This window comes from Bacillus sp. PK5-006, from assembly GCF_054161415.1.
In genome coordinates this window covers 1,265,237-1,278,338 of record NZ_CP096414.1, presented here as the reverse complement: position 1 = coordinate 1,278,338, position 13,102 = coordinate 1,265,237, and the positions used below count along the sequence as shown (strand labels likewise).

Sequence of the window (13,102 nt, the reverse complement as noted above, 5' to 3'; positions counted from 1 at the left end):
TGAAATTGTGCTGGAAGATTATTTTTCCTTCCGGTCAAATGATGCTGGCTGTTCTTTTAAAGGCGTGACATGAGATTTTTTTTGAAGGTCTTTGTCTGCCTTTTTCGTCGAAGCAGCAGGTGCAGCGGCTGCACGCTCAGATTTTAATGCTTTTAGTTCACGTTTCAGTTTCACAATTTGGAAGATCCCTGCAAATGCCACAATCAGTCCGCCCATTAAAACTGAACCGATAATGACAAGGATCAGCGGCCATTCAGCCGTTCCAAATAAGTAGTGTACCTCGACAGGCCGTACATTAATCACGGCAAATACTGAGACAATTAATACGAAAATAAATGCGAGTATGATGGTCCATTGTTGTTTGTTCATCTACAAATCCCCCAAGCTTTTTCTTTTATTCTTCCCTTTTCACTGCCTTTTTTAAACACCGATAGAAAGCAGTGGAAGAAAACCTATCAGCATGGGCATCATCAGCTGCTGAGTTTTTCTTTAATCAGATTCTTTAATTCTTTTCTTTCTCCAGAAATGACAAGGGTATCCCCTTCTTCGATGATGGTATCTGGTCCTGGATTTAAAATCTTCTCATGTGATTTTCTAACAATGGCGATGACTGTTACTTGATAGTTTTGGCGAACATTGAGGTCACCGATGCTTTTCTGAACAGCTGGTGCATTCTTTTCAATTTTAAACCATTCAATCACCAGTTCATCAATGGCTACCTCTACGGTTTCAAGCGCTTTCGGCTTATAGACCATGCCGCCTAAAATAGCCGCGATTTGTCTTGCTTCTTCATCGTTTAGCAGGATGCCAGAAATCGTTTCTTCGTGGTCGTCCTCCTGAAAATGATACATTTCTCTTCTGCCGTCATCATGTGTAATGATGGCAAGCTTCTCATTATTTCTTGTGATCATTTCGGCTTTATGACCGATACCTGGCAGTTCAGTTTCCCGAACCTTCATAACAGCCCCTCCAATGAATAAAGCCAAATGCCCTAAACAGACACTTGCTTTCTATACTGGTCTAAACGTAAGTCATTATAGCAAAAGACCATTTCAAGATCAATGAAACCCAAAATGTTTTTTCAAAGCGTCTACTTTTCGGGAAAAACGATAGAAAAAGACTGCCGAAAAAGGCAGTCTTTCTAGATTAAATATCTTGATCTGTATCTATCTTAGCTGGTTTTTTCAGCTCACGGCCTTTCCACATCAGCCAAATTTGTGCCGCGATGTAAAGGGATGAGTATACCCCTGTTAATAAGCCGACAAGTAAGGCGATGGAGAAGTTTGTAATCGACGCTGATCCGAAGATAAGCAGTGCGATCACAACAATTACGACAGTGAGTACCGTATTGATAGATCTTGTAAAGGTTTGCTGTAAACTCAAGTTAACGATGTAAGATAGATCTTCTACCGTTTTTGGTTTACGCTTCTTCATTTGCTCACGAACCCTATCGAACGTCACGATCGTGTCATTGATCGAATACCCGATCACCGTGAGGATCGCCGCAATGAAGGTCACATCTACCTCTAATCGTGTGATACTAAAGAATGCCACAATGAAGAATGCATCATATAAAAGGGAAGCAATCGCGGCAATGGCCATTTTATATTCAAACCGAATGGAAACATAAATAATGATCCCAATCGATGCAATGATGATGGCATATAAAGCATTACGTGCAAGTTCTTTTCCAACCGTAGGAGACACCGTGCTGACATTCGGTTCTGTTCCATACTTATCTTTAAAGTAATCTTTCACTTCTGCAATTTTTTCTTTATTTGGCACACCAACAAATCGTGCAGCTGCTTGATTTTCTTTTTGACCAGATAACACAACACTATCTGTATCAAGATCTAATTTTTGAAAGTCTTGCTCGATTTGAGCAGTTGACAGCTTATGGTCACTTTGAATGTCTACTCTTGTACCACTTGCAAAGTCAATACCCGCATTGAGTTTGAAAATCGAAAGGACGATAATCCCCGCAATGGTAATGGCTACTGAGAAAATCATGAAACCTTTTCGCTTGCTGACAAAATCCCATTTGTCAAACGGTGTTTTTGGTTCAGTATTTTCTGTTGTTTCATGAATATCGATGATGTCTTTTTTGCGGACACCAAACCAGCCTTTTTTGCGGTCGAGCGCGCGGCTCTCTACAAGCAGACCAAGAAGGAATCTTGATAGGAATACAGCCGTAATAAAGCTTGTTAAAATGGAAAGGATCAGCATAGTCGCAAACCCTTTTACAGAACTTGTCCCGAAGAAGAAAAGGACGCCCCCTGCAATAATACTCGTTAAGTTTGCATCAAAGATGGTCGCAAATGATCGGCGGTTCCCTGACCTGAAAGCAGAACGGACAGATTTACCGAGCTTAAGCTCCTCTTTGATTCGTTCATATGTGATGATGTTGGCATCAACCGCCATCCCTACTCCAAGAATCAGCGCCGCAATTCCAGGAAGTGTCAGAACAGCCCCCATCCAGTCAAACACCTGTAAGGTAATATAGATATACGTTGATAACGTAATGACAGCAATAAGACCAGGTATTCGGTAATAAAAAAGCATGAATAAGAAAATGAGGGCAATTCCCACAATCCCTGCAAAGACAGTTTCATTTAATGCCTGTTCGCCGAATTGCGCACTCACTGAAGTGGAGTACTTTTCAGTTAATTTCACTGGCAATGCACCAGCATTTAAAATACTTGCAAGGTCTTTTGCCTCTTGGACAGTAAATTTCCCTTCAATTTGTACGTCACTGCTGTTAATCTCTTGATTCACATTTGGTGCAGAGACATACTTGTGGTTCGATTTTGAGACTTCTTTTTTGAAGGAATCTCCTTTATGGTAATCAAGCCAAATGACAAGCTGATTATTTGGTGCCATCGCTGCTACTTTTCTTGTGACGTCACCAAATTTTTTCGCATCTTTTAGTTTAACCGTCACAATTGGCTCATTCGTTTGACTGAAAGTTTGTTTTGCACTGTTTTCGACTAAGTCAGCCCCGTTAAGGAGTTCTTTATCATTCGTATCTCTGAAGGATAGCTGCGCTTCAGTGGAAAGAATCTCCCTAGCTCTGTTTTGATCTTTTACCCCCGCAAGCTGCACGCGGATACGATTATTGCCTTCAATCGAGATGTTCGGCTCACTTACTCCAAGCACGTTCGCTCTTCGGTTAAGAGCCTCCACTGTACTAACGAGAACACTATTTGTGATCTTGTCCTCTTTTTTCACTGGATGTACATCATATAGGACTTCAAATCCACCCTGTAAATCCAGCCCTAGCGTCATATCTTTCGCAACAGGCTTTGTTAGTAAGCCTACGCCAGTTCCGATTAACAGAACCACTAAGAAAAACGCAAGAATGCGCCCTTTTTTCATTATGTATTTCCTCCTTAAACACCTGAATCCATTAAGATGGCTTATTTCAACAGTTCATCAAGCATATTCTTGCCATCTTCACTGTCCAAAAAAGCAGACGTTTTAAACGACTGAACGGTTGCATAGTTCATAAATTCGCCTATTTTCACAGATAAAATATCTGCAACCATTACATGAATCGGATACTCTTGTTTTTTCTTCCACTTCTTATTCTCTAAGTATGACCATAATTCCTCTAAATCTACATCTTTATAGCCCAAAACGATGAATTCTTCAAGCTTACTGAACAGAAAAGGCTTTAAATGGTCTTTGTAAATAGCTGCTGGGTGTTGTGTCATTGCGTAGCTCCCCCTTTTCAGTTTTTTATCGAGAGACTTGTCATGCTTGGACGATATACACGCATATCTTATTGTATATGATTCTATGTCGTTTGAGAAGGCAGGTGATCTGTGATTTGACGAAGCAAACGTTTTTAAAGGGGACCATCATTTTAATTTTAGCAGGTTTTATCACGAGAATATTGGGTTTTGTCAATCGAATTGTCATTGCGAGGTTCATTGGCGAAGAAGGGGTCGGGCTTTATATGATGGCTGCACCTACCTTTTTTCTCGCCGTGACGCTCACGCAATTCGGACTGCCTGTCGCTATTAGTAAGCTTGTTGCAGAAGCAGAAGCCCGGGGTGACAAACAGAAAACAAAACGTATTCTGGTCATGTCCCTTGCGATAACAGGAACACTCAGTCTGATTTTCACGCCGCTCTTTTTATGGTTTGCGCCCATCATGGCAGAAAATATGCTGACAGACCCTAGAACGGTCTATCCACTGCTGGCTATTACACCTGTCGTACCAGTCATCGCCATTTCAAGTGTGTTAAGAGGCTATTTCCAGGGCAGACAGCAAATGAGTCCGCTTGCGATGTCTCAAGTTCTGGAGCAGGTCGCAAGAATTTCGCTAGTGGCGGTATGTACAACGGCTTTCCTTCCTTACGGGATTGAATTTGCGGCAGCAGGTGCGATGGTGTCATCTGTGATTGGAGAGATGATTTCACTTGCTTACTTACTGATCGCCTTTCGCTATAAAAAGACCATTCGTATTCGAAAACGATTTTTTAAAGCGATTCATGACGGGAAGGACACATTTAAACAGCTGATGAGCATTGCCCTGCCAACAACAGGCAGCCGTTTTATCGGGAATATTTCGTGGTTTTTAGAGCCGATTGTTGTCGCGCAAAGTCTTGCCATTGCTGGTTATGCGGCTGTAGAGGCGACAAGGCAGTACGGGGAGTTGACCGGGCTTGCTCTGACCCTTTTGACACTGCCTAGTTTTATTACGTATTCACTCTCCACTGCATTAGTTCCGGCGATTAGTGAAGGAATGGAGCAGAACAAACGTAAAACGGTCGAATACCGTCTGAAGCAGGCGATGCGCCTATGTTTACTCAGCGGAGGCATTTCATGTATTATTCTTTTCGTTTACGCAGAAGATTTAACGCTCTTTATGTATGGTTCATCGCACGCGGCCATTTATGTGAAATTCATGGCGCCATTTTTCCTTCTATATTATTTTCAGGGGCCTCTTCAAGCCGTGCTTCAAGCACTCAATTTAGCTGGTGCGGCGATGACCAACAGCCTGATTGGCGCTATTGTAAAAACAGGGATGATTTTTGTTCTTGCTTCACAGCCAGGCTTTGGCATTATGGGCGCTGCACTGGCGATCTTAATCGGTATCATCCTTGTCACACTGCTCCATGCAGCAACTGTTGGAAAGGTGCTGCCTATTCATTTACCGTTAAAGGAATATGGACTATGCGTCCTTGTGATTATCAGTACAGGTGCTGTCAGCCTTTGGCTGAAATCTCAAGTAAACGGACTTTTTTCTGCTCCTATTGAACTTGTGACGCTCATTTTCATTACGTGCACGCTGTATGTCATTCTATTAATCTGCCTAGGTCTAGTGAAACGAGAAGAGCTGCGCCGCATCCCGTTCATGGGGAAGCTGTTTTAGCTCATCTCTTTTTGATCACTTCATCTTTCAAATCAATATAAAATGTTTTTTGATTAAAGCTGCAGTAAGAGATTTGTTCGATATCATGATAGCCTCTTTTAGCAAGCTCATCTTTCAGCCACTGTTCATTTTGATTGATTTGCTTTAGGTGGTCATGCTGCACTACACCATCCGCAACAAGTGGAAGCTCAAGCGCTGCATGTTTGCGCTTGTTTTCTTTTTCGACGACGGCGAGCTTTCCAGACGGCTCTAAAATGGCGTAAGAGACATCCTGAATGCTGTCGATGTTATTTTCTCTTAATTGAATGAGCAGGTCATCAAAATTGTATCGCTGTTTTCTCATTGCACCTTCGTCTATTTTCCCATTGATGATAAGCAGGGCCGGTTTTCCGTCAAGAAAGCGCCGGACACCTTGAAATTTTAATGAGAGGTAGGCAAGTGTGATTTGAATGAAGGTTAACAGCAGGATTGGCCATACCGTATGTAACATGTTATCCTCTACTTCTTCTATGGCGAGAACCGCAATTTCTGCGATCATCATAAAAATGACTAGATCTAAAATGCTCAGCTCGCCAATTTCCCTTTTGCCCATTAAGCGAAATATAAACCAAATAAGAAAATATAAGATGATGGTTCTCATGGAAATGATCAAGATGTCCTGCATGTGATGTAAACCCTCCTTCTCCAACATAGCTTGTGTCAAAACACTTTATTTATGTAGAAAAGAAACGTCTGAAACATGTCTATTTTTTCTTCACTGTGAATACATTTTAGTAAAAGACAAGCTTCGTTCAATTGGAGAGGAGACGAATCTACATGCAGGAAACGAAACAAATTGGAAAAGGCATTTTATCCGGCTTAATTGCCATTTTTATCGTGATGGTTGTCACAAGTTTACTTGTGTCACTCATGCTTACATTCACAAGTATGCAGGAATCATCATTTAAATGGATGATTATGATTTTGTCCTTTGCTGCCCTTTTATTAGGAGGCATCATTTCTGGCGGGAAAGCAAAGGAGCGCGGCTGGCTGATTGGTGCGGTCACATCTATCATTTTTTCTCTCACTGTATTTTTATTTCAATATTTGGGGTTTGGAAAAACGTTTTCACCAGAGCAGTTTATCTATCATGGAGCATTTTTAGGCATTTGTATGCTGGGGGGAATGATTGGCGTCAATCTTCGAGGCAAATAAAAAAAGAGCGGTCATATCGCTCTTTTTTTATGGCTATGTATCAGAGGATTAGCCTTTGTCAGCTAATTCTCTAATAGCACGACGATCGAAAGTTAAACGGTTGTTTTCGCTTGTTTTGATGACCACTTTTGATTCATCAATTGAGTCGATTTCACCGTGTAAACCACCGATTGTGACGATTTTATCGCCTTTTGATAAAGATTGCTGCATCTGACGCACAGCTTTTTGTTGCTTTTGCTGTGGACGGATTAACAAGAAGTAAAGCACAGCAAACATGACAACAATCATAATGATTGAACCCATACCACCATCCATTCTATTTCACCCCTTTCTAAAGCATTGTAAAGCCTTTCGTTTATGCGTTAAAAGTTTTTCGCATTCGGTTTGTTAAAGCCGTAACGCTCAAAAAACTCTTCTTTAAAATCACCTAAACGATCCTCACGGATAGCTTCTCTCACTTGCTCCATTAATTTTAACAGAAAATGAAGATTATGATAAGTTGTTAATCGAATTCCGAACGTTTCATTTGTTCGAATTAAATGTCTAATATAGGCGCGTGTATAGTTTTTACATGTATAGCAGTCACAGTTTTCATCGATTGGTCTAAAGTCACGCTCATATTTTGCATTTTTCACAACAAGACGGCCTTCACTTGTCATCAAGGTACCGTTTCTTGCAATTCGAGTTGGCAGTACGCAATCAAACATATCTACTCCGCGAATGGCGCCGTCAATTAAGGAATCTGGTGAGCCGACACCCATTAAGTACCTCGGTTTGTCTGCTGGTAAGAATGGTGTTGTAAATTCAAGTACACGATTCATCACATCTTTTGGTTCCCCTACAGATAAGCCTCCGATGGCGTAGCCTGGGAAATCAAGTGAAACAAGGTCTTTTGCACTTTGTTTTCGAAGCTCTTCGTATTCTCCGCCTTGGACAATCCCAAACAGCCCTTGATCTTCAGGACGCTGGTGCGCTGTTAGACAGCGCTCTGCCCACCTGCTTGTCCGCTCCACAGAACGTTTCATGTAATCGTACTCTGCAGGATACGGCGGGCATTCATCAAATGCCATCATAATATCAGAGCCAAGTGCATTTTGGATGTCCATCGCTTTTTCAGGAGATAGGAACAGCTTGTCTCCGTTTAAATGATTACGGAAGTGAACGCCTTCTTCTTCAATTTTTCTAAATTCACTCAATGAAAAAACTTGGAATCCGCCCGAATCAGTTAGAATGGCTCGATCCCAGTTCATAAATTTGTGCAGACCGCCTGCTTCTTTTACGATATCGTGACCTGGACGGAGCCATAAGTGGTACGTATTGCTTAAGATGATGCCTGCATCCATAGCCTTTAATTCTTCAGGCGCCATTGTTTTGACTGTAGCCAGTGTACCTACTGGCATAAATACAGGTGTTTCAAAGGAGCCGTGCGGTGTATGAACGCGGCCAAGACGTGCACCTGTCTGTTTGCATGATTTAATGAACTCATAACGTATCGGTGATTGCGACAAAAATGAGCCCTCCTGTCTTCGTTGTATAATGTTATTGAATCAGCATGGCATCGCCAAAGCTGAAGAATCGGTATTCCTCTTTCACAGCCTCATTGTACGCTTTTAGTACGTGCTCTCGTCCAGCTAATGCGCTGACAAGCATAATTAACGAGGATTTTGGCAGATGGAAATTCGTGATCATGCCATCAATTGCCTTGAATGTGTAGCCAGGGTAAATAAAGATCGACGTCCAGCCGCTTGAGGCTTTGAACTCACCATCATGTGCACTTGCAATGGTTTCAAGCGTTCTAGTTGACGTTGTGCCGACTGAAATAATCCGTCCGCCTTCCTTGCGCACGCGATTAAGCTCATCAGCTGTTTCTTCATTCATTTCATAAAACTCTGCGTGCATTTCGTGTTCTTCAATACGTTCTGCACTTACCGGGCGAAACGTGCCAAGCCCTACGTGCAGCGTAATGAAAGCAATGTGTACACCTTTCGCTTTCAGCGCATCCAGCAACTCGGTTGTAAAGTGGAGACCGGCAGTTGGCGCAGCAGCGGAGCCAACCTCTTTTGAATAAACGGTTTGATAGCGTTCACGGTCGTCAAGCTGCTCTTTAATATATGGAGGCAGCGGCATTTCACCAAGGGATTCAAGCACTTCATAAAAAATGCCTGTATATTGAAACTCGACTTTTCTTCCGCCATGTTCCATTTCCTCTGTACATACAGCTTGGAGCCGTCCATCACCAAACGTGATAACCGTCCCTTTTTTCACCCGTTTGGCTGGTTTGACAAGTGTTTCCCAGTTATCTCCTTCTTCTTGTTTCAATAGAAGAAGTTCAACTTTGGCACCTGTATCCTCTTTCATCCCAAACAGGCGTGCAGGCAGAACGCGCGTGTTGTTTAGAACGAGACAGTCACCCTTTTGAAAATAATCGATGATTTGTGAGAATGTATCATGTGTAATCGCACCCGTTTGTTTGTTTAAGACCATCAGTCTTGATGCATCTCTTTTTTCAAGCGGCACTTGTGCAATTAATCTTTCTGGTAAATCAAAATCAAATAGTTCTAGCTTCATTTCCTTCACCTATTCTGTAGTTAACTAGTTAACGTTATTTCATCCGTCCAAAGATATTCAGTAATATAGTCAGTACGATACTAATGACAATGCATGTAATGACAGGAAAAAAGAACGTTACATTCCCTTTTTTCACAAAAATATCACCTGGAAGCTTACCAACCAATTGAAACACTAATCCTGCGGCAAAAAGGACACCACCTAAAATCATTAATATTTTAGGGAATTCAGTCACGAATCGGAACCTCCATTTGAAAATGTTCATACGCTTCTCTTGTGACGACCCGCCCTCTTGGTGTTCTTTGCAGGAAACCAATTTGCAGCAAGTACGGTTCGTACACATCTTCAATCGTATGTGATTCTTCTCCAATTGTCGCTGAGATCGTATCAAGCCCAACAGGACCGCCTCTAAATTTTTCGATCATACTTAAAAGGAGCTTATGGTCTATATGATCGAGGCCTAGCCTGTCGACTTGAAGACGCTCAAGGGCATCTTCCGCAATGTCCTGCGTAATGGCATGGTTCCCAAGCACCTGCGCAAAATCTCTTACTCTTCTGAGCAAACGATTGGCAACCCTCGGTGTTCCCCGGGAACGTCTCGCAATCTCTTCGGCAGAGCGAATGTCGATCCCAATCTCAAACAGCTCGGCTGTTCTTGCCACAATGTGAGCCAAATCTCTTTGCTCATAGTATTCCAATCTTGCATGTACTCCAAACCTATCACGAAGCGGCGCTGTTAATAGCCCGACACGGGTCGTTGCACCTACAAGCGTAAATGGCGGTAAATCAAGCCGTACAGAGCGTGCTGTATCTCCTTTTCCAATAACAATATCTAAACAAAAATCCTCCATTGCTGGGTACAGCACTTCTTCTATTGAGCGCTGCAAGCGGTGAATTTCATCAATAAACAATACATCACCTGGCTCAAGAGATGTTAAGATGGCCGCCAAATCACCAGGACGCTCAATCGCTGGTCCTGACGTTGTACGCAGCTGAACATTCATTTCATTGGCAATGATCGACGCAAGCGTTGTTTTCCCAAGTCCAGGAGGTCCATATAAAAGGACGTGATCAAGCGTTTCCTGCCGCATGCGGGCAGCTTCAATAAATACGCTGAGGTTATCCTTTACTTTTTGCTGACCGATATATTGGCTAAGTGTCTGTGGCCGCAGACTTTGCTCAATGGCTGATTCATGGTTGTCTGCTTCAGTTGAGACGAGCCGTTCATCCATGAGACATCACCCTATTTCAACATTTTTTGTAATGCTTTTTTCACATATTGATCGGTTGTAAGATTCTTTTCTTCTTTTAATAATGGAAGAACCTTTTTGATTTCACGATCACCGTATCCAAGGACACTTAAGGCTTCAAGCGCTTCATCTAATGCAGTTTGCTGCGTTTCGACCTGAATGTGGTCCTCGTGATTAAATAAGTTGCCAATCATTTCTGGCACCACATCTGCCAGTTTTCCTTTTAGATCCAGAATGATTTGACGTGCTGTTTTTTTGCCCACACCAGGGAATTTAATCAGGAAGGCTTCATCTTCACGCTCTATCGCTGAAATGACAGCGCCAGGATCACCGGAAGCAAGAATCGCGAGTGCACCCTTTGGCCCAATTCCTGTGACATTTAACAGTTTTGTGAACAGCGCTTTTTCTTCTCGTGTTTGAAAACCGTATAATGAAAAGGCGTCTTCCTTTATGTAATGATACGTATAAATCGTTTCTTGTTTATTTACTCGATAGATAAACGGGTTTGGGGTATAGACTTGATATCCCACTCCGCCGTTTTCAATGACAACATATTGCGGGCACACATAATCAATGGTCCCTTTTACAAACTCTATCACCGTTTTCACCTCTTTGACTGTTCTTCATTGTAACATAAATCGAAGAGAAAACCGCAATAAAAGTTAACATACGTTCGCTCAGTACATTTTTATGATGAAACCACGAAAAACAGCTTGCGGTCTTCACACCAGCAAGCTGTTACACGCTTTAAAACGATATTTCATTTCGATAAGGCTTCATGACTTCAAGCACATGCTCAAATTCATCCTTTGTTCGAAAAGGAATGCCTTGCTCAAGCTGCTTTTCCACATGGCTTTCTAAACGGGACGTATCAATTTGAAAAAAGAGATGAATAGGCTCCGCCCAGCCGTCAGGCCTTCCATGAAACGTAGAAATCACACCGTCCTCTGATAATCCGATATATCCATTTGCTTTACTTAATGGAGAGATATCATCAATTTGCTTTCTAAAAAGGGCAAAATCCTCTTTTTGTTCTACCAGCGTCCAGCCTTTATACTGCGCCCAGAATGTGTCTTTGTCTTCTAATGAAGCCCGGTGTCTTTCAATACTCACATCGCCGTCTAGATAGACTTTTTCAAGCTGGACGGTAATAGAGTTTGACTGCTTTTGCAAGTGTTCTTTCCCTTCCATATCCGCAGCAAAAAAAAGCACACTTGTCATGATAAGTCCTGTAACGAAACATTTCATCTTCACTTTCACTATTTACACCTCTTTAGAACATGAGATCGATGCATGACATATGTAGTTTGACCCATTTTTCTAAACATTAACCAAATCGATGATTCAAATGTATGTTAAGAGTCTTTCGTTGTATCCTTCATTCGTAAATGTTATGTTTTATACAATCCATTGCTTTATCGAATGACACGGTTTTTTCATCATTCGTTTTTCAGCCGCATAAACTGAAACCAAAGAAGGTGAAGTCAATGTCAGATGTCAAAAGATTAGCCGAATCGATTCAGTATCATGAAGAGAAACGTTTTCATAAGCTTGCCTATAAACCGGCAGAGCTTGAACTGTGCGGCAAAGGAAGAAGTGCCTATGTCTTTTTATACAAAAAAGACGGCAAGAAAATGGCACTAAAAGTCTTTTTCCCTTCTTATCAGCATATTGCCCGCAAAGAGGCTGCCATTTACGAAAAACTTTCTGGTTCGTCTTACTACCCTGAGATTTATGAGTCTGGGGATCAGTATATTTTAATGGAATATATTAAAGGCTACACATTCTATGAATGCCTTACAAAAGGAATTCCTATTAAAAAACAAATGATTGAACAAGTCGATGATGCGCTGGAGGAAGCGCGCGAGAAAGGATTGAATCCTTCTGATATTCATCTGCGCAATCTGATCTTAACAAAAGAAGGGCGGATCAGGGTCATTGACGTTGCCAGGTTCACGCAAACGAAAGCATGTCATCAATGGGATGATTTAAAAGCCGCTTATGCCTATTACCAAAAACCTTTTTTCCCTAAAAAAGCACCGCGACTGTGGCTTGAAGTCATTGCTTATTTGTATAAAAAGAACTGGCTGTCCCGCGGGCAGCTTAATAATCGAAATGATTTTTCTGCATAATGAAAGCCGCTCTCTACGAGCGGCTTTCTGCGTTATTCTGTTTCTACATGGATACTATTGACGTTTAATAGGTTAATGATTTCATTATTCAGCTTAAACCAATGATTGGCTTCTTCAATTTTTTTATACACATCATAGGTAGCTGGACGTTTGAGCTCGAAATCAAGCACTTCCCCATTGTTCATATGAAATGTTACCTTAAATACTTTCATCATAAGATCACCTTCCACTCTTCTTGTTCGCTGGTCAAATAGATCAGCTCTTTTCATTCATTCTCTATTGAACTCGTTTCCCCTCCTTGTTTCCATTCAAACCCAAGAAGTTTAAATTTTGTTTAAATTCACACAAACATCTATCTCTCAAATCTGCAAAGAAGTATATTAGTTAAAAAGGAGGCTGCCCTTGATGAAGCAAAAAAAGAAACGAACATCTCCAGAAAGAAAAACAGTCTTTTTTCATTTAACAGATGCCCTCATTCCGAGTGTGGACATGATGGTATATGCAGTAAAGGCATTTTTTCACCTTTTAAGAAAAGCCTTCTCAGCCGTTTGATAAAACCCCGCACAGCATCGTGCGAG

At 41.7% G+C, this 13,102-nt stretch carries 17 protein-coding genes; 4 read left to right on the top strand and 13 right to left on the bottom strand.

Features of this window, described 5'->3' with window-relative positions; translation table 11 throughout:
• Positions 1 to 18: 18 nt before the first annotated feature.
• The 4 genes from M1D84_RS06540 to M1D84_RS06525 form a co-directional block, all read right to left on the bottom strand.
• Entirely contained in the window at positions 19 to 369 is a 351-nt protein-coding gene (locus M1D84_RS06540; protein WP_103131890.1) for a LapA family protein, read from the bottom strand.
• 101 nt (positions 370 to 470) lie between these two features.
• Positions 471 to 959: a cation:proton antiporter regulatory subunit gene (locus M1D84_RS06535; protein WP_024423136.1), complete on the bottom strand. Its 489-nt coding sequence runs from the start codon at positions 957 to 959 to the stop codon at positions 471 to 473.
• Positions 960 to 1,146: 187 nt separating this feature from the next.
• Positions 1,147 to 3,375: a protein translocase subunit SecDF gene (gene secDF / locus M1D84_RS06530; RefSeq protein ID WP_283859523.1), complete on the bottom strand. Its 2,229-nt coding sequence runs from the start codon at positions 3,373 to 3,375 to the stop codon at positions 1,147 to 1,149.
• Positions 3,376 to 3,416: 41 nt separating this feature from the next.
• Positions 3,417 to 3,713, bottom strand: a complete 297-nt coding sequence (locus tag M1D84_RS06525; protein ID WP_103131888.1) for a post-transcriptional regulator — start codon at positions 3,711 to 3,713, stop codon at positions 3,417 to 3,419.
• A 116-nt stretch (positions 3,714 to 3,829) separates the two neighbouring features.
• Here M1D84_RS06525 and spoVB point away from each other — a divergent pair, with 116 nt between their 5' ends.
• Positions 3,830 to 5,380, top strand: coding sequence for a stage V sporulation protein B (gene spoVB / locus M1D84_RS06520; protein ID WP_025092429.1), 1,551 nt, complete (start codon positions 3,830 to 3,832; stop codon positions 5,378 to 5,380).
• A gap of 1 nt (position 5,381) precedes the next feature.
• Here spoVB and M1D84_RS06515 read toward each other — a convergent pair whose 3' ends face one another.
• The gene (locus M1D84_RS06515) at positions 5,382 to 6,044 is read right to left on the bottom strand and encodes a DUF421 domain-containing protein (RefSeq protein WP_024423139.1); all 663 of its coding nucleotides are present in this window, start codon (positions 6,042 to 6,044) and stop codon (positions 5,382 to 5,384) included.
• Between the two features lie 152 nt (positions 6,045 to 6,196).
• Here M1D84_RS06515 and M1D84_RS06510 point away from each other — a divergent pair, with 152 nt between their 5' ends.
• Complete coding sequence (locus M1D84_RS06510; RefSeq protein WP_024423140.1) at positions 6,197 to 6,574, top strand: TIGR04086 family membrane protein; 378 nt, start codon at positions 6,197 to 6,199, stop codon at positions 6,572 to 6,574.
• 48 nt (positions 6,575 to 6,622) lie between these two features.
• On the opposite strand, the gene yajC is transcribed toward M1D84_RS06510, so the two are convergent.
• The 7 genes from yajC to M1D84_RS06475 all read right to left on the bottom strand — a co-directional run bounded on the left by yajC (position 6,623) and on the right by M1D84_RS06475 (position 11,640).
• Complete coding sequence (gene yajC / locus M1D84_RS06505; RefSeq protein WP_008360993.1) at positions 6,623 to 6,889, bottom strand: preprotein translocase subunit YajC; 267 nt, start codon at positions 6,887 to 6,889, stop codon at positions 6,623 to 6,625.
• A gap of 47 nt (positions 6,890 to 6,936) precedes the next feature.
• A complete protein-coding gene (gene tgt, locus M1D84_RS06500; RefSeq protein ID WP_025092430.1) occupies positions 6,937 to 8,082 on the bottom strand; it encodes a tRNA guanosine(34) transglycosylase Tgt in 1,146 nt (381 codons plus the stop codon).
• A 31-nt stretch (positions 8,083 to 8,113) separates the two neighbouring features.
• Positions 8,114 to 9,142 carry a tRNA preQ1(34) S-adenosylmethionine ribosyltransferase-isomerase QueA gene (gene queA, locus M1D84_RS06495; protein ID WP_024423142.1) on the bottom strand — a complete coding sequence of 343 codons (1,029 nt, stop codon included), beginning with the start codon at positions 9,140 to 9,142 and terminating at the stop codon, positions 8,114 to 8,116.
• A gap of 34 nt (positions 9,143 to 9,176) precedes the next feature.
• Positions 9,177 to 9,377 (bottom strand): DUF2905 domain-containing protein, encoded by a 201-nt coding sequence (locus M1D84_RS06490; RefSeq protein WP_012010741.1) that lies wholly within the window; start codon positions 9,375 to 9,377, stop codon positions 9,177 to 9,179.
• A complete protein-coding gene (gene ruvB, locus M1D84_RS06485; RefSeq protein ID WP_024423143.1) occupies positions 9,370 to 10,374 on the bottom strand; it encodes a Holliday junction branch migration DNA helicase RuvB in 1,005 nt (334 codons plus the stop codon). Before ruvB ends, M1D84_RS06490 begins: the two co-directional genes overlap by 8 nt.
• 11 nt (positions 10,375 to 10,385) lie before the next feature.
• Positions 10,386 to 10,991, bottom strand: coding sequence for a Holliday junction branch migration protein RuvA (ruvA, locus tag M1D84_RS06480; protein ID WP_024423144.1), 606 nt, complete (start codon positions 10,989 to 10,991; stop codon positions 10,386 to 10,388).
• A 148-nt stretch (positions 10,992 to 11,139) separates the two neighbouring features.
• Entirely contained in the window at positions 11,140 to 11,640 is a 501-nt protein-coding gene (locus tag M1D84_RS06475; RefSeq protein WP_073979823.1) for an intercompartmental signaling factor BofC, read from the bottom strand.
• A 239-nt stretch (positions 11,641 to 11,879) separates the two neighbouring features.
• Here M1D84_RS06475 and M1D84_RS06470 point away from each other — a divergent pair, with 239 nt between their 5' ends.
• The gene (locus M1D84_RS06470) at positions 11,880 to 12,524 is read left to right on the top strand and encodes a serine/threonine protein kinase (protein ID WP_034279877.1); all 645 of its coding nucleotides are present in this window, start codon (positions 11,880 to 11,882) and stop codon (positions 12,522 to 12,524) included.
• A 32-nt stretch (positions 12,525 to 12,556) separates the two neighbouring features.
• On the opposite strand, the gene M1D84_RS06465 is transcribed toward M1D84_RS06470, so the two are convergent.
• Positions 12,557 to 12,739 carry a hypothetical protein gene (locus M1D84_RS06465; protein WP_008342761.1) on the bottom strand — a complete coding sequence of 61 codons (183 nt, stop codon included), beginning with the start codon at positions 12,737 to 12,739 and terminating at the stop codon, positions 12,557 to 12,559.
• Between the two features lie 190 nt (positions 12,740 to 12,929).
• On the opposite strand from M1D84_RS06465, the gene M1D84_RS06460 reads away from it, so the two are divergent.
• Positions 12,930 to 13,076 carry a hypothetical protein gene (locus M1D84_RS06460; protein WP_183002031.1) on the top strand — a complete coding sequence of 49 codons (147 nt, stop codon included), beginning with the start codon at positions 12,930 to 12,932 and terminating at the stop codon, positions 13,074 to 13,076.
• The last annotated feature ends 26 nt before the right edge of the window (positions 13,077 to 13,102 follow it).

Coding starts and splice junctions, on each gene's coding strand:
- M1D84_RS06540 (WP_103131890.1), bottom strand. CDS start 369: ATGAACAAACAACAATGGACCATCATACTCGCATTTATTTTCGTATTA.
- M1D84_RS06535 (WP_024423136.1), bottom strand. CDS start 959: ATGAAGGTTCGGGAAACTGAACTGCCAGGTATCGGTCATAAAGCCGAA.
- secDF (WP_283859523.1), bottom strand. CDS start 3,375: ATGAAAAAAGGGCGCATTCTTGCGTTTTTCTTAGTGGTTCTGTTAATC.
- M1D84_RS06525 (WP_103131888.1), bottom strand. CDS start 3,713: ATGACACAACACCCAGCAGCTATTTACAAAGACCATTTAAAGCCTTTT.
- M1D84_RS06515 (WP_024423139.1), bottom strand. CDS start 6,044: ATGCAGGACATCTTGATCATTTCCATGAGAACCATCATCTTATATTTT.
- M1D84_RS06510 (WP_024423140.1), top strand. CDS start 6,197: ATGCAGGAAACGAAACAAATTGGAAAAGGCATTTTATCCGGCTTAATT.
- yajC (WP_008360993.1), bottom strand. CDS start 6,889: ATGGATGGTGGTATGGGTTCAATCATTATGATTGTTGTCATGTTTGCT.
- queA (WP_024423142.1), bottom strand. CDS start 9,142: ATGAAGCTAGAACTATTTGATTTTGATTTACCAGAAAGATTAATTGCA.
- ruvB (WP_024423143.1), bottom strand. CDS start 10,374: ATGGATGAACGGCTCGTCTCAACTGAAGCAGACAACCATGAATCAGCC.
- M1D84_RS06475 (WP_073979823.1), bottom strand. CDS start 11,640: ATGAAATGTTTCGTTACAGGACTTATCATGACAAGTGTGCTTTTTTTT.
- M1D84_RS06470 (WP_034279877.1), top strand. CDS start 11,880: ATGTCAGATGTCAAAAGATTAGCCGAATCGATTCAGTATCATGAAGAG.
- M1D84_RS06465 (WP_008342761.1), bottom strand. CDS start 12,739: ATGATGAAAGTATTTAAGGTAACATTTCATATGAACAATGGGGAAGTG.
- M1D84_RS06460 (WP_183002031.1), top strand. CDS start 12,930: ATGAAGCAAAAAAAGAAACGAACATCTCCAGAAAGAAAAACAGTCTTT.